Genomic DNA, 14,888 nt, shown 5'->3' with positions numbered 1-14,888 from the left:
CGCGGTCCATCGGAGCGGAGCTGCCTGGGCCGCGCGGAAGGTACAGAAAGCCACTGAAAGAATATAGAGGATTTGATGGAGAGGCGCCGCAGCAGCGGCGCCTCTCCGGCTTTGAGCCGGAGGCGGGTGTGATTGCCGGAGGTAGTATAGCGGGCGGTCCACCGTTGTTCGTGAAAAAGGAACGCCTTGCAGGGGCCGCATAGGGCTTGCGTGGAATGGAGAGAGAAACCTTCTTCTGAGAAGAAGGGCTTTTTTTGAACATCCAAGTGTGGTATGATGAGAGCACTGACCAAACATGAAAGGGGGAGTGCCGTATGCTGCGACTGATTCTGGGCCGGGCCGGGAGCGGAAAGACCACCCAGGTGCTCCAGCGGCTGTGCCGGGGAGGGCCGGACAAGCGCCAAATCCTGATGGTGCCCGAGCAGCAGTCCCACGAGGCGGAGCGGGCCCTGTGCCGCTTCGGGGGGGACGGCGTCTCACTCTACGCCGAGGTGCTCTCCTTCAGCCGTCTCAGCAACCGGGTGTTCCTGGCGGCGGGGGGCATGGGGGAGCCCGAGCTGGACGCGGGGGGCCGCATTTTGATGATGCACCGGGCGGTGCGGTCCGTGGCCAGCCGGCTCACCGTGTACGCCCGCCCCTCCCGCCGACCCGCCTTTCTGGAGGAGCTGCTGTCCACAGTGGACGAGCTGAAAAGCTGCTGCGTCCGGCCAGAGCTCCTGCTCCAGGCGGGGGAGGAGGCCGGAGCGGGGGAGGGGGACAAGCTGCACGACCTGGGGCTTATCTGCACCGCCTACGAGGCCCTGTCCGCCCGCACCGCCCTGGACCCCAGGGACCGGCTCACCCGGACGGCGGAGAAGCTAAAGGACTGCCCCTGGGCCCAGGGGGCCGGCCTGTGGCTGGACGGATTTACCGACTTCACCCCCCAGCAGCAGGAGGTGCTGCGGGAGCTGCTGAAACAGGCGGACACGGTCACCGTCACCCTCACCTGCGACCATCTGGAGGAGGACGAAGGGGGGGCGGGGATTTTCTCACCCGCCCGGCGCACCGCCGCCCAGCTGCTCCGTCTGGCCAAACAGGAGCGAATTCCAAGTGAAGTAGAAATACTTGATGGGCATGACCCGGCAAAGGCCCCCGAGCTTCAGATAGTGGAGCGTCAGCTCTTCGCCCAGGAGCGGCCGGAGCCGGTCTCATGCGGCGACGCGGTGGAGCTGTTCCAGGCCTCCACCCCCCGCGCCGAGGTGGAGCGGACCGCCGCCCGCATCCGGGAGCTGGTGCGGAAGGAGGGGTACCGCTACCGGGACATGGGGGTGGTGGCCCGGGATTTTTCCGCCTATCAGCCTCTCGTCGAGTCGGTGTTCCCCCGGTATGAGATCCCGGTGTTTTCCTCGGCCATGACGGACATTCTGGAAAAGCCCATCCTCACCCTGGTGACGGCGGCCCTGGACACGGTGGCCAACGGCTACCGGTACGACGACGTGTTCCGGTATTTAAAGACCGGCCTCACCGACCTGAGCCAGGAGGATCAGGACCTGCTGGAGAACTACGTGATCAAATGGAACCTGCGGGGGAGCCGATGGACCCAGAAGAAGGACTGGGCCATGCACCCCGGAGGCTACGGGGCGGACTGGACGAAGGAGGACCGGGCCCTGGTGAAGCGGTTGGACCGGGCCCGCCGCCAGGTGGCCGAGCCTCTGGAACTGCTGCGTAAAAACACCAACCACACCGGACGGGGACAGGCCATTGCCCTTTACAGTTTTTTGGAGAAGATCGGCCTGCCCGAGCGCCTGGAGGAGCGGGTGGAGGAGCTGCGCCGCCGGGGGCGGCCCGCCCTGGCGGAGGAGTACCGGCAGCTGTGGTCCATCCTGTGCGGCGGCCTGGAGCAGTGCGCCGCCCAGTTGGAGGACGCCCCCATGGAGCTGGACGAGTTCGCCGATCTGTTCCGGCTGGTCCTCTCCCAGTACGACGTGGGGACCATCCCCGTCTCCCTGGACCGGGTGACGGCGGGGGAGACCACCCGCCAGACGGGCCACCCGGTACAGGTCCTTTTTCTCCTGGGGGCGGACGACCAGTCCATCCCCATGGTGACCCAGGCCCCGGGGCTGCTGTCCGACGACGACCGCTCTCTGCTGGCCTCCTACGGCCTGGAGCTGAACCAGTCCGGGGAGGAGCTGCTCTACCGGGAGATGACCACCGTCTACCTCACCTGCGCCCGGCCCACAAAGCGCCTCGTCGTCAGCTGGTCCGGCCAGAGCCCCTCGGGGGAGGAGCGCCGTCCCAGCTTTCTGGCGGAGCGGCTCAAGCTGCTGTTCTCCGATTTGAAGGTCCAGCGGGAGGAGGACCTCCAGGGGGCCTTCCGCCTGGCGGCCCCGCTGCCCGCCCTGGAGCAGGCGGGGCGGAGCCGGGCGGCCCACGACGCCCTGGCCCGGCTGCCGCAGTACGCCCCGGCGGTGGAGCGGCTGGACCGGGCGGGCCGCTGGGAGCGGGGACACCTGTCCCCCACGGCGGTGGACCGGCTCTATGGCCAGCGGGTGCCCATGTCCGCCTCCCGGATGGACAAATACAAGTCCTGTCACTTCTCCTACTTCATGCGCTACGGCCTGGAGGCGGAGCCCCGCAAGCCAGCCGGCTTTACCGCGCCGGAGTACGGCACCTTCGTCCATGACGTGCTGGAGCACGTGCTCCAGGACGAGATGTTTCAGCAGACCGTCCTCCCCGGCTGGGACGACCCCATCGGGGGAGCGGAGAACCGCCGGCGGCTGCGGGAGCTGACAAAGGCGGCGGTGGAGCGGTACGTCCGTGAGGAACTGGGGGGGCTGGAGAACCAGACCGAGCGGTTCCGGTACCTGTTCCGCCGCCTGCTCCGGTCGGTCCAGGCGGTGGTGGACAATGTGGCCGAGGAGCTGGCCGCCTCCAAATTCCGGCCCATCTCCTTCGAACTGGGCTTCGGCAAGCGGGGAGAGCTGCCCCCGGTGGAGTTCACCGTGGACGGGGTGACCCTGAGCGTCACCGGCTTTGTGGACCGGGTGGACGGCTGGGTCCACGACGGAAAACTCTATTTGAGAGTGGTCGATTATAAGACGGGCAAAAAATCCTTCGACCTCACCGAGGTGTGGAACGGCCTGGGGCTGCAAATGCTCCTGTACCTGTTCACCCTGGAGGACCGGGGCGAGAAGTACTACGGCCGGCCGGTGGAGGGGGCCGGGGTGCTCTACCTCCCCGCCCGGGACGCGGTGATCCGGGGGAGCCGCACCATGAGCGACGAGGCATGGCGCAAACAGCTGGACAAGGAGCTCACCCGCAGCGGTTTGGTGCTGGACGACCCAGAGGTGCTCGCCGCCATGGAGACGCCGGGGGAGAAAGGCTACCGCTTCCTGCCCCTGAAGGTGTCCAAGACCACCGGGGCCATCTCCGGGGAGGCCCTGGCCTCGGCGGAGCGGCTGGGCAAGCTGGGGGGGCACATCCAGGCCACCCTGCGGGACATCTGCCGGGAGATCGCGGAGGGGAACATCTCCGCCGACCCCTTCTGGCGGGGGCCGGAGAAGAACGCCTGCCGCTACTGCGACTACGCCGCCGCCTGCCACTTTGAGGAGGGGCGGGGGGGCGACTGCCGCCGCTGGCTGCCCCAGGTCAAGAGCGAGGAATTTTGGGAGAACGTGGAGCGGGAGGAGCGCAAATGAGACAGGAAGTCTATAAGCTGGAGATTTTCCGCCCGGAGAGCTGCTTTGACGCGGTGCGGGAGGCCCTGTGGTCGGTGGACGCCGGGCACATCGGGGCCTACGACCGCTGTATGTCCTGGAGCCGGGTGCACAGCTGCTGGCGGCCTCTGGAGGGGACGGACCCCTTCCTGGGTACGCCGGGGGAGGTGTGCCAGGCGGAGGAGCTGAAAATCGAGGTCTGCTGCCGGGGGGAGCGGCTCCGGGAGACCCTGGCCGCCGTCCGGGCGGCCCACCCCTATGAGGAGCCGGTGATCAACGTGATCCCCCTGGCGGCCACCGGACTGGAGGAGTAGCATGGACATTGCCTTAAACTATATCGAAACCGGGGAGGGGTTCCCCCTGGTGCTCCTCCACGGAAACGGAGAGGATCACACCTATTTCAAGCGGCAGATGGAGCCATTTTCTCAGAGGTACCGGGTGATTGCCCTGGACACCCGGGGCCACGGGGGGAGTCCCCGGGGGAGCGCGCCCTTTACCCTGGACCAGTTTGCCGGGGATTTGAAGGAGTTTCTGGACCGGAAGGGAATTACAAGGTGTCACCTGCTGGGATTCTCCGACGGGGGAAATATCGCCCTGCTGTTTGCCCTGAAATACCCCCAGTACGTGGAGAAGCTGGTGCTGAACGGGGCCAATCTCCGCCCCTCGGGGGTGAAGCTGTCCACCCAGCTCCCCATTGTGGCGGGGTGGTGCGCCTGCGGGGTGTGCGGCCTGTTCAGCAGGCAGGCGAAGGCCAACTGGGAGATGCTCAATCTCATGGTGACCCAGCCCCATATCAAGCCCCAGGAACTGGGGAGGCTGACCATACCCACTCTGGTCATCGCAGGGGAGAACGATATGATTCTCGAGAAGCATACCCGGCTCATCGCCGCCTCCCTTCCCAACAGTAAGCTGGTCATCCTGCCGGGGGACCACTTTGTGGCCCGGCGGAATTGGGAGGCGTTCAATCCGGTGGTGCTGGAGTTTTTGGAGTGATTTTGTGCGGGGAATTTCGCCGCCTGCGGGCGGCGATCTACTTTGCCCATGGCGGCAAAGTAGGCAAAACGCCCCCGGGGACGGCTCCGATGAGCACTGCGTGCTCATAGTTGCCTTTCCCCGGACCCCATTTTACGGGGGCCGCCAATTAGGCGGCATGGCTCGTAATCGCAAAGGCGCGGGCGGCTCAGCTGAACAGTTTCCGTACTATTACCGCTGCCGCTGAGTTTCCGGTAACCTTTGGGTGGTCCTCCTACCGGTTGGAAGCGCGCCTTTTGAGCCGGTGAGGCTCAAGTGCGGCTCAAGGGGACGGCGGGAGGGGCAAGTCCCTCCCCTGCGGCATGAACGAAATCGGTTCGGATTTTGGATAGGGGAGGTCCTTAGGGCTTCTGCGGTAGGTGGGCGGGCCAAGAGGTCACCCTCATCCGCCCCCTTCGGGGGCACCTTCCCCCTGACAGGGGGAAGGCTTTCTGGCGGCCGCAAGGGTCGCTCCTGCGGCGGAAACCGCACCGGTACCGTTAGCTCGGCGAAGCCAGGCGCAGCCGTGAACCCGCACCGGCTGTAATTTTCCACCCAATAGGCCGCCGAAGGCGGCCCCCAACGCAAAGCCCAGCGCAGCGGGTTTGCGTTGGAGAGGAGGAGCGATGGAGTGAGCGAGCTTTGCCCGATCCGGGCGAAGCGAGGGATACGGAATCCGTGACGACGAAGTGGCCCGGCAGGAATTTAGACCGCCACTCAGATTTTGCGCGCCGGAAGCGCAGGAAAATCCAGCAAGTACGCGTCCCCCGTAATGGGATCCGGGGAAAGCGGTCCTATGGACCTAGGCGGAGCGAAGCGGAGCCGTAGTCCATCGGCCGCGTTCCCGGCGGCGTTTTGGGTAATCTCTCTCGTACCTCCCGGCGAAGCCCAACGAAGTGGGTTCGCCGGGAAGAGGAGGAGCAAGGGAACGAGCGCAGTTTTCGCCACCAGGCGGAAACGGAGTCGAGTGGACTCAAGGTGAATTGGACCGAAGGGCCAAGAGAAGGTGGCCTGGGCCATTGCGACGACGAGCCGCCGCGGGCAAAGTCACTCGCTGCCCGCAGGCAGCGAAATCTCCACGTGAAAAAAAGAAAAAGAAGGGTAACCCAATGGAAAAGAGCAAAAACAGCAAAAATATTTTGATCATCAACGACATGCCCGGCTACGGCAAGGTGGCCCTGGCCGCCATGCTGCCCATTTTGTCCAACTTCGGCCACAGCGTCTACAACCTGCCCACCGCCCTGGTGTCCAACACCCTGGACTACGGGAAGTTCACGATTTTGGACACCACCGAATACATGAAGAGGTCCATCGCCGTGTGGAAGGACCTGAGTTTCTCTTTCGACTGCATCACCACCGGATTTCTGGCCTCGGCGGAGCAGGTGGACATCATCCGGGAGTTTATCGACAGCCAGCGGAAGGAGGACCTGCTGGTGATGACCGACCCCATCATGGCCGACGACGGCAAGCTCTACAACGGGGTGACGGAGGAGACGGTGGCCAACATGCGCCGCCTCATCGGGGTGGCCGACGTGATCGTCCCCAACCTCACGGAGGCCACCTTCCTCACCGGCCGGTATGTGGGGCAGGAGAGCCTGACCCAGGCGGAGGCCAAGGAGGTGGTGGACGGCCTGCTGTCCTTCGGTCCCCGGTCTGTGGTGGTGACCAGCGGCGTGGAGTCGGAGACGGGCAGCCACGTGGTGTGGGGCTACAACCACAAAAACGGCTCCTACTTCACCATCCCCTATGAGTTCATCAAGGTCCACTTCCCGGGCACCGGGGACATGTTCTCCGCCGTGCTGGTGGGGGAGCTTCTGAATGGAAAGCCCCTGGAGTCGGCGGTGCGCCGGGCCATGGACGTGCTGGAGACCCTGATCCTGCTGGAGCGGGACGAGAGCGAGAAGAACAAGGGCATCCGCATCGAGAAGTATTTAAGCGTATTGAACCGGTAAGCCAAGAGAGCAGGAGGAGACGACATGCCGCCCAAAGGAAAAGCCGATACCGCCGGCTATCAGCAGCTGAAAAAGGACCTGTCCGCCCAGGCTCCGGGAAAACTCTATATCCTCCACGGGGAGGAGACCTATCTGCGGGACTACTGCCTGAATCAGCTCAAGGAGCTGATTTTGTCCGGGGGAATGGGGACCTTCAATTTCCATGAGATCCCCGCCAAGGAGATGTCCCCCCGCCGCCTGGAGGAGGCCCTGGACTGTCTGCCCATGATGGCCCAGCGCACCCTGGTCCAGGTGACCGACTTCGACCTGTTCAAGGCGGGGGAGAAGGACCGGGAGGCCTACGCCAAGCTCTTCGAGGAGCTGCCCGACTACGTGTGTCTGGTGTTTGTCTACGACCTGATCCCCTACAAGGGGGACGCCCGCACCAAGCTGGCGGGAGCCATCAAGCGCAGCGGGGTGGTGGTGAATTTCGCCCGCCAGGAGACCGGGGAACTGGTGAAGTGGGTGCGCCGCCGGTTCCGGGCCCTGGGCAAGGACATCGACGGCAATCTGGCCTCGGAGCTCATCTTCCTGTGCGGGGACCTGATGACCAACCTGATCGGGGAGATCGAGAAGATCGGGGCCTACGCCAAGGGCACGCAGATCACCCGGGCGGACGTCGACGCGGTGGCCACCCCCCAGCTGGACACGGTGGTGTTCCGCATGACCGACGCCATTGGAGCGGGAAAATTCGACCAGGCGGCCCAGGTGCTGGGGGAGCTCTTCCAGATGCAGGAACCCCCCATCAAGATCCTGTGGTCCCTGGGGCGGAACATGCGGCAGCTGTACTCCGCCCGTCTGGCCCTGGAGAAGGGGAGAGGGGCCGCCTACGTGGCCGATCTGTGGGGCCTGCGATCCTTCCAGGCGGAGAAGATTTTTACCGCGGCCCGGCGGTTTTCCCTGCCCTGGTGCCGCCGGGCGGTGGTCCGGTGCGGTGAGGCGGACCTGGCCATGAAGTCCACCGGCCAGGACGGGCAGCAGCTGCTCACCAGCCTGCTGCTGGAGCTGTCCGCTCCCGCCCGGAAGCCCGCCCTGCCCCGGCGGTGAGGGGGTTCCCATGCTGAAAATACGAGAGGCCATCGCCGTGGAGGGGCGGTACGACAAAAACACCCTCTCCCAGGTGGTGGACACCCTGATTTTGGAGACCCACGGCTTTGGCATTTTCAAGGACCCGGAGCGGATGGCACTCCTCCGCCGGGCGGCGGAGAAGCGGGGGCTCATCGTCCTCACCGACTCGGACGGGGCGGGCTTCGTCATCCGGAACCGCATCAAGAGCGCCATTCCGGGGCAGTACCTGAAACACGCCTATATCCCCGACGTGTACGGCAAGGAGAAGCGCAAGCGCCAGCGGGGGAAAGAGGGCAAGCTGGGGGTGGAGGGCATGTCCCCCGCCGTGCTGGAACAGGTGCTCCGCCGGGCGGGGGCCACCTTCCTGGACCAGGGGGAGGCGCGGGAGCAGGAGCCCCCCCTCACCAAGGCGGACCTGTTCGCCGCCGGCCTCACCGGCCGCCCGGACAGCGCCCAGCGGCGGCTGGCCCTCTTGAAGCGGCTGGAGCTGCCCGAGCATATGACCGCCAACGCCCTGCTGGAGGTGCTCAACACCTGTTACACCCGGGAGGAGGCGTTACTTTTCTTAGAAGAAAAGTAACCAAAAGAACTTGGTGCGAAACTGCGTTTCGCCGCCTGATTTTTCCAGCCGTCCCTTTCAGGGGGAGGCACGGGCGGGTGAGGACACCCGCCCCTACGGCGGATACAGAAGCTGTCCCTTCTTTCGTAGGGGCCGGTCCCAGACCGGCCCGACGATGACGGACCAGCTATCACCTGCTCGGCCAGGCTAGGCGCAGCCGTGGAATTGCAGCCGACGCAATTTTCCATCCGGCCAGGGCCCAGTGGCCCGGCGGGAATTGAGACCAACCACTCAGATTTTGCGCGCCGGAAATGCTGCAAAATCCAGCAGGTACGCGTCCCCCGTAATGGGGGACCGGGGGCCGACTCCCCCTGTCAGGGGGAGATGTCGCGAAGCGACAGAGGGGGTAGGGTAGGCGAATATGGACACGAAGTGTCCATCCTGAGCCGTCCCCCGGCGATCCTTTGGGTGCTTTCCCATCGCTGGGAAAGTACCTCGCCCCGCAGGGCGAAACCCTGCAACATAGGGCGGCGAAATCTCCCGCACAGATCAAGACCAACTTCAATCCCTTGTCTCCCAACCCTTTCACTCCCATGTAAACCCACGGTTAGCAAAACCAAAACCGCCGGATGGTGGCGGGCGGCCCGTCCGTCTGCTAGGCTGACGGGGAGGAGATGATACCATGACCACCGGACAAAAGATCGCCGCCAGGCGGAAAGAGCTGGAGCTCTCCCAGGAGGCTCTGGGGGACAAGCTGGGGGTATCCCGGCAGACGGTTTACAAGTGGGAAAGCGAAGTTTCCCATAGTTAAGGATACCACACCACAAACCCACGCTTACATTACTTCCAGAACATTAAATTTTGGAGGTACATCCCATGAAACAACTGATTTCCTGTGAGTTTAATATCGACACCGCCTGTGTGGAACTGAAATATTCTGACGGCAGCATGATTGCCATTAACTGTGCCGCTGTTGAGGATGAGGTGGCCAATAGTTGTTTTCAGCGGTCTGAACTGGACTGGCTCATCTACAACGATCCGCTGTCTTATACAGAATTGATTTTGAATGGCGATCCGGAAGAATATCTGCGAACCGTAACGGAGACTCCACAGTTAGATCTCGATTGATAGTGGAAGCCATGGCAGAATAATTGAACATATACCGCAGCGCTCATCGGCCAGATGACTGATGGGCGCTTTTTGTTTTGCGATAACAACGAATTAAACGTCAATAGCGGCTGCATTAATTCTCCCAACAGCAAAATACATGAAGTTAGTGCTTAACTAAAAATATTCTTGACTTCTTTGGCGGTAGATGCTATATTGTTTATGGAAGGAGGGATGTCCGATGCGCCCTATTGAAAGACGCCTTGGTGAAGTAGCCGAAGTTATGGCTGGCATGACGGGGCTTGGGGATGTCGGCAACTATCGATATGGAGTTGTTCAGCCAAACAGTTTTTCCGATACAGGCACTATTGGTGCCGTTGAATGGCAAAAGCGGAATGACGAGGTTTCCGAAAAGCAGAAACTGATGGTTGGCGATATTCTTGTTAAGCGATTGAATCCCTCATTTGTACATGTAGTAGATCTTGAAACCGTCGGTATGGTAGCATCTCAAAATCTGCTTGTCGTAAGACCGGGTGGCGATGTAGACCCGCACTACCTCGGATATCTTCTGGAGCAGAAAGAAATCCTTGGCCAAGTAGAACATGTAACAGGTAGTGCAGCAGCAATTAAGGCAGTGTCCGTAAAAAAGCTGGCCGGGATTACGATTCCTATTATTCCAATAGTCGAGCAACAAAAGGTTGGCGCAATCTGGAAACTAAGCCGCCAGCGGAAACAACTTTTAAATAAGTATATGGCCGAAAACGACCGCTTGGTGTCGATGTTGGCTTCGAAAATAATAAGCGGTGGAGGAAAAGAAAAATGAGCAAGACTACTTCTCAGGATATTCAGGCGACGCTGTGGAAAGCAGCAGGCACATTCCGTGGCACAATTGATGCTGCGAACTATAAGGACTTTGTCCTCTCTATGCTGTTTCTGAAGTATCTGGATGATACCTATAAGGAGTTTTTGAGAGAACTGGAGGAAAAATACAAGGGAAATCAGATCCGTATCGACCGCGCTAAGAAGAACCTTCCGTTCGTCCTTGGTGAAAAAGAGCGCTTTGATTACCTGTATGATAATCGCTTCGACCCCAAAATCGGCGAGATGATCAATACCGCACTGCAGGGCATCCAGGACAGCAACACCGAACTTCGCGGCGTGTTCCGCAGTATTAACTTCAACAGCGAGTCCATGCTGGGCAACCCTCAGCAGAAAGTCACAAAACTCCGCACATTGTTGGAGGACTTTAAGCCCCTGTGCCTGGAACCTTCTCAGATCGAGGTAGGCCCCGGCGAAGATCCTGCATATGTAATCGGTGACGCCTATGAATACATGGTAGGCGAATTTGCCGCCGAGGCTGGAAAGAAAGCGGGCAGCTTCTTCACCCCGAGCATGGTGTCCGAACTGATGGGCATGTTAACCGGTCCGCGCGCAGGAGATTCCATCTACGATCCCACTTGCGGATCGGCTTCTCTGCTGATTCGTACCGCCCGTCAGGCGGGCAATCTGGATCAGGTTGCAATCTACGGTCAGGAAATGAATGGATCTTCTTGGTCCATGGCCAGAATGAACCTTTTTATCCACGGTATCCATGTTAATCCTAACGACATTGCCTGGGGCGATACCTTGGCCAATCCCCAGCATCTGGATTCCGACGGAAATCTGAAGCAGTTCGACGTAATTGTCGCCAACATGCCCTTCTCGCTGGATAAATGGGCGGAAGGCTTCAACCCTGGCGGCCAAGAGGATGGTTCCAGCGACAAGGAAAAGAAGTTCAAGATGACTGCCAATCTCGACCGGTTCCATCGCTTCGATTGGGGTGTGCCTCCTGCCAGCAAAGGCGACTGGGCATTCCTACTGCATATGCTTCACTCTCTGCGCAGCAACGGTCGTATGGCAGCAGTTGTCCCTCACGGTGTTTTGTTCCGTGGCTCTGCAGAGGGTCGTATCCGTCAGACGGTCATTGAGAAAAATCTGCTGGACGCTGTAATTGGTCTTCCTGCGAACCTGTTTTACGGAACCTCTATCCCTGCCTGTATTCTGGTGTTTAAGAAGAACCGGGCCACCAGCGATGTCCTCTTCATTGACGCTTCCGGAAAGGATGCAAACGGAAACCCGAGATATCGCAAGGACAAAAACCAGAACAAACTGGAGAAGAGCCATATTGATGACATTTTCCGCGCCTACACCGAGCGTGTAGATGTAGAGCGCTTTGCACATGTGGCATCTTTCGAGGAAATCCAGGCCAATGAGTTTAACTTGAACATTCCCCGCTATGTGGACACCTTCGAGGAGGAAGAATTGATCGACATTGAGGAGGTACAGGGTAATATCGAGCGCATTAAGGCTGAAATCGCAGTGGTTGAAGCCCAGATGGCACAGTATTTGAAGGAGCTTGGCTTATGAGTGAACTTGTAAAATACAGCGAGCAGACATTTGAAAGCATCAAGCATGTAAACGAGTATGGCGAAGAATACTGGCTGGCCCGTGAATTGCAGGGTGTTCTCGAATACGCAAGATGGGAAAATTTCAACAAAGCCATCGAAAGAGCAAAAAAGGCCTGTACGAATACTGGCTTTGACGTAGAAGACCATTTTCGTGAGGTCACGAAAATGGTGCCGTTGGGTTCTGGAGCCGAGCGTGAAATCGATGATGTAATGCTTTCGCGCTATGCGTGCTATCTGGTCGTAATGAATGGCGATCCAAATAAAGAAGTTATCGCTATTGGCCAGACCTACTTTGCCGTCAAGACCCGCCAGCAGGAGTTGATCGATAACTACGAGCAGCTTTCTGAGGATCAGAAGCGTCTGGCGATCCGCAACGAAATGATTGCTCATAACAAGTCCCTGGCAGAAGCTGCTCAGATGGCCGGCGTGGAGGACCCCAGAGATTATGCCATTTTCCAGAATAAGGGCTATCAGGGCTTGTATGGTGGCCTTGGTGCCAAGGAGATTCATGCCCGGAAGGGGCTGAAGAAGAGCCAGAAGATTCTGGATCATATGGGCAGCACCGAGCTGGCAGCCAACCTTTTCCGTGCTACCCAGACGGACGAAAAGCTTCGTCGGGAGAATATCCAGGGAAAGCAGGCCGCGTATGACACTCATTATGAGGTCGGAAAGAAGGTTCGCCAGACTATTAAGGAACTGGGCGGCACCATGCCAGAAGATCTGCCCACACCAGAAAAGAGTATTGCTCAGATCGAGCGTGAACAGGAAAAGCGAAAGCTGAAGCCTGGCGACAACAATTAATTTACCACATGTTTGTGGAGACGGTAGCAGCTTGCATCCCACTCGCCCTGACCTATATGAGAGCAAAGGAGATGATGCCAATGGCACAGTTTGTTAATGCCCACGGTATCCCCGCGATTACCAAGGCGGCATCATTTGCCGCATACGCTTTCACATTATTTTCTACCGGCGATGCAAGCCTCGCTACTGCGCTGCACAATTTACAGATAGAGGATTGAGTTATGAGAGAATCAATCAAAAACAGAATAGATGCCGTTCGCCGCGGTGAAGTGCCGGAGGGATATCGTACGGAGCGTGCCATGCTGTTCCCGAACGAATGGGGCGATCCTGTGCCGTTGAATACAGTACTAACCGAGAATAAGGATCGCAACGAAGATTTACATTTTGGAAAAGAAGATGTTCTTTCCGTGTCTGGTGAGCAAGGCATTATAAACCAGATTGATCTTCTTGGGCGTTCTTATGCTGGAGAGTCTGTGGCAGCATATCATATCGTTGAAACTGGTGATGTGGTTTATACCAAAAGTCCGCTGAAAGAAAATCCTTACGGCATCATCAAACAGAATCATGGCGTTCCCGGAATTGTATCAACGCTGTATGCTGTTTACCATTGTAATTCTCCCATTACTGGACAGTATCTCGAAAATTACTTCAGCATTGATACTTGTTTGAACAACTACTTGAAGCCGCTTGTAAAACGTGGTGCCAAGAACGACATGAAGGTCAATAATGAAGATGTTTTGCTCGGACGAATTCCTTTGCCTTCATTACAGGAGCAGGAACGTATTAATGAGATTATTGCCCAGTTCGACCGAGCGCTTGAACTGAAGAAAAAGCTGTTAGAAGAAAAGCGCCGTCAGAAGCAGTGGCTGATGCAGAAGCTCCTGGATCCCAGTAGTGGCGTAAGACTGCCGGGGTTTGAGCGCTCCGAATGGATTGAGACACCGCTGTCGGATTTATGTGAATTTGTAGGAGGTGGGACGCCAGACACCTCAAATGATGAATACTGGCACGGAACAATTCCGTGGATTTCATCGGCAGATCTGCAAGAAGGAAATATCCGTTGCATTAACGCTACTCGCTATATTACAGAAGAGGCGGTAAATAATTCCGCAACAAAAATTTGCCCCGAGAATTCTATACTAATTGTTTCTCGAGTGGGTGTTGGTAAAATTGCAATTGCGCCAACAGCCCTTTGTACAAGCCAAGATTTTATAAACCTTGTTGATGTTAAGGGCAATCTGTATTTTGTCACGCTCCAGCTGCAACGGGAAATCCAACGTATTCTGTCTATGTCACAAGGCACTTCCATAAAAGGAATTGCATCCAAAGAAATTAAGGCAATGGTTATTGAATTGCCAGCCCGGGATGAACAGGATACTATTGCAAATGTCCTGGAAAGTTCTGATAGAGAAATCACTCTAATCGAGACCGAAATTAAAGCATGGCAACAAAAGAAAAAAGCCATTATGCAACTACTGTTGACAGGACTTGCGCGTGTTAATGCTTAGTTTGAAACGCCGGTGTGGCGTCAACCACACCGGCATCCCTTAAATATAGGTGAATTTCTTGAAAGGTGGTGAGGCCTATGAGGGCACAAAAAATGAGTGATTAAACCGCGGCAACAGTTTAATCACTCGATTATAAGCAGACTCGTACATCAACTTATGTGCTAACTATAGCACGCCGGCTTGACTATCGTCAAGAGAAAGGATTCAAATGCCCTACTATTGTGTAAATAAAAACCAAACACTGAACCCTGGGTTACACCATGAGGTTCATACGCACGAACATGCCAATACGCTGAAAATCAGAGAGTCCATTGACCTCGGTTGGCACGCCAGCGAGACAGATGCCGTAAGGTATGCCAAGGTCTACTATTCTGATGCAGACGGGTGCGCAGTGTGCTGCCCCAAGGCTCATAGGGGGTAAGCACATGGCAAGAAAAGAACATCATATTGTCCCTAATTCCAACGGAGGTTGGGATGTGAAGCGTGAAAACGCAAAGCGCAGCAGTGGTCATTACGAGACTAAGAAAGAGGCTATGGAGGCTGGCAGGAGGATGAGCATCAACCAGGGAACGGAACTGATTCCCCACCGCAAGGATGGCACCATTCAGAACCCCAACAGTCACGGCAATGACCCCTGTCCGCCGAGGGACAAGAAGTAATCAAAACAGGCCAGCAGGGCCTTAGCGCCCTGCTGTGCCTCT

14 protein-coding genes are annotated in these 14,888 nt (G+C 58.3%); all 14 read left to right on the top strand.

Going from position 1 to position 14,888, the window contains the following annotated elements:
* The first annotated feature begins 314 nt into the window (after nt 1-314).
* The gene (locus B5F19_RS18230; RefSeq protein WP_087286911.1) at nt 315-3,677 is read left to right on the top strand and encodes a PD-(D/E)XK nuclease family protein; all 3,363 of its coding nucleotides are present in this window, start codon (nt 315-317) and stop codon (nt 3,675-3,677) included.
* A complete protein-coding gene (locus B5F19_RS01360; protein ID WP_087286908.1) occupies nt 3,674-4,009 on the top strand; it encodes a cytochrome C biogenesis protein in 336 nt (111 codons plus the stop codon). The genes B5F19_RS18230 and B5F19_RS01360 overlap by 4 nt, the downstream gene beginning before the upstream one ends.
* 1 nt (nt 4,010) lies before the next feature.
* Complete coding sequence (locus tag B5F19_RS01355) at nt 4,011-4,688, top strand: alpha/beta hydrolase (protein WP_087286902.1); 678 nt, start codon at nt 4,011-4,013, stop codon at nt 4,686-4,688.
* A gap of 1,127 nt (nt 4,689-5,815) precedes the next feature.
* On the top strand, nt 5,816-6,658 hold the full coding sequence (locus tag B5F19_RS01350; RefSeq protein ID WP_087286898.1) for a pyridoxamine kinase: 843 nt from the start codon (nt 5,816-5,818) through the stop codon (nt 6,656-6,658).
* Nucleotides 6,659-6,682: 24 nt separating this feature from the next.
* A complete protein-coding gene (gene holA, locus B5F19_RS01345; RefSeq protein ID WP_087286895.1) occupies nt 6,683-7,744 on the top strand; it encodes a DNA polymerase III subunit delta in 1,062 nt (353 codons plus the stop codon).
* A 10-nt stretch (nt 7,745-7,754) separates the two neighbouring features.
* Complete coding sequence (locus tag B5F19_RS01340; protein ID WP_087286892.1) at nt 7,755-8,345, top strand: DUF4093 domain-containing protein; 591 nt, start codon at nt 7,755-7,757, stop codon at nt 8,343-8,345.
* Between the two features lie 661 nt (nt 8,346-9,006).
* Entirely contained in the window at nt 9,007-9,135 is a 129-nt protein-coding gene (locus tag B5F19_RS01335; RefSeq protein ID WP_087286889.1) for a helix-turn-helix domain-containing protein, read from the top strand.
* A gap of 65 nt (nt 9,136-9,200) precedes the next feature.
* Entirely contained in the window at nt 9,201-9,452 is a 252-nt protein-coding gene (locus B5F19_RS01330) for a DUF6061 family protein (RefSeq protein ID WP_087286886.1), read from the top strand.
* Nucleotides 9,453-9,672: 220 nt separating this feature from the next.
* Nucleotides 9,673-10,254, top strand: coding sequence for a restriction endonuclease subunit S (locus B5F19_RS01325; protein WP_087286883.1), 582 nt, complete (start codon nt 9,673-9,675; stop codon nt 10,252-10,254).
* Nucleotides 10,251-11,837, top strand: a complete 1,587-nt coding sequence (locus B5F19_RS01320) for a type I restriction-modification system subunit M (RefSeq protein ID WP_087286880.1) — start codon at nt 10,251-10,253, stop codon at nt 11,835-11,837. Before B5F19_RS01325 ends, B5F19_RS01320 begins: the two co-directional genes overlap by 4 nt.
* Nucleotides 11,834-12,679: a DNA damage-inducible protein D gene (gene dinD, locus B5F19_RS01315; protein ID WP_087286877.1), complete on the top strand. Its 846-nt coding sequence runs from the start codon at nt 11,834-11,836 to the stop codon at nt 12,677-12,679. Before B5F19_RS01320 ends, dinD begins: the two co-directional genes overlap by 4 nt.
* 80 nt (nt 12,680-12,759) lie before the next feature.
* On the top strand, nt 12,760-12,897 hold the full coding sequence (locus B5F19_RS17375; protein WP_162612493.1) for a hypothetical protein: 138 nt from the start codon (nt 12,760-12,762) through the stop codon (nt 12,895-12,897).
* 3 nt (nt 12,898-12,900) lie between these two features.
* Nucleotides 12,901-14,187, top strand: a complete 1,287-nt coding sequence (locus tag B5F19_RS01310; RefSeq protein ID WP_087286874.1) for a restriction endonuclease subunit S — start codon at nt 12,901-12,903, stop codon at nt 14,185-14,187.
* Nucleotides 14,188-14,612: 425 nt separating this feature from the next.
* The gene (locus B5F19_RS01300; RefSeq protein ID WP_087286868.1) at nt 14,613-14,846 is read left to right on the top strand and encodes a DUF2188 domain-containing protein; all 234 of its coding nucleotides are present in this window, start codon (nt 14,613-14,615) and stop codon (nt 14,844-14,846) included.
* Nucleotides 14,847-14,888: the final 42 nt, after the last annotated feature.

The sequence above is a fragment of the Pseudoflavonifractor sp. An184 genome, from assembly GCF_002160305.1.
Lineage (GTDB): Bacteria > Bacillota > Clostridia > Oscillospirales > Oscillospiraceae > Lawsonibacter > Lawsonibacter pullicola.
This window is presented reverse-complemented; position numbering and strand designations above follow the sequence as displayed.

Excerpts from the sequence above, each read along its gene's own strand:
- holA (WP_087286895.1), top strand. The coding sequence starts at position 6,683 with ATGCCGCCCAAAGGAAAAGCCGATACCGCCGGCTATCAGCAGCTGAAA.
- B5F19_RS01355 (WP_087286902.1), top strand. The coding sequence starts at position 4,011 with ATGGACATTGCCTTAAACTATATCGAAACCGGGGAGGGGTTCCCCCTG.
- B5F19_RS01340 (WP_087286892.1), top strand. The coding sequence starts at position 7,755 with ATGCTGAAAATACGAGAGGCCATCGCCGTGGAGGGGCGGTACGACAAA.
- B5F19_RS01300 (WP_087286868.1), top strand. The coding sequence starts at position 14,613 with ATGGCAAGAAAAGAACATCATATTGTCCCTAATTCCAACGGAGGTTGG.
- B5F19_RS01310 (WP_087286874.1), top strand. The coding sequence starts at position 12,901 with ATGAGAGAATCAATCAAAAACAGAATAGATGCCGTTCGCCGCGGTGAA.
- B5F19_RS17375 (WP_162612493.1), top strand. The coding sequence starts at position 12,760 with ATGGCACAGTTTGTTAATGCCCACGGTATCCCCGCGATTACCAAGGCG.
- B5F19_RS18230 (WP_087286911.1), top strand. The coding sequence starts at position 315 with ATGCTGCGACTGATTCTGGGCCGGGCCGGGAGCGGAAAGACCACCCAG.
- B5F19_RS01330 (WP_087286886.1), top strand. The coding sequence starts at position 9,201 with ATGAAACAACTGATTTCCTGTGAGTTTAATATCGACACCGCCTGTGTG.
- B5F19_RS01325 (WP_087286883.1), top strand. The coding sequence starts at position 9,673 with ATGCGCCCTATTGAAAGACGCCTTGGTGAAGTAGCCGAAGTTATGGCT.
- B5F19_RS01335 (WP_087286889.1), top strand. The coding sequence starts at position 9,007 with ATGACCACCGGACAAAAGATCGCCGCCAGGCGGAAAGAGCTGGAGCTC.
- B5F19_RS01360 (WP_087286908.1), top strand. The coding sequence starts at position 3,674 with ATGAGACAGGAAGTCTATAAGCTGGAGATTTTCCGCCCGGAGAGCTGC.
- dinD (WP_087286877.1), top strand. The coding sequence starts at position 11,834 with ATGAGTGAACTTGTAAAATACAGCGAGCAGACATTTGAAAGCATCAAG.
- B5F19_RS01350 (WP_087286898.1), top strand. The coding sequence starts at position 5,816 with ATGGAAAAGAGCAAAAACAGCAAAAATATTTTGATCATCAACGACATG.
- B5F19_RS01320 (WP_087286880.1), top strand. The coding sequence starts at position 10,251 with ATGAGCAAGACTACTTCTCAGGATATTCAGGCGACGCTGTGGAAAGCA.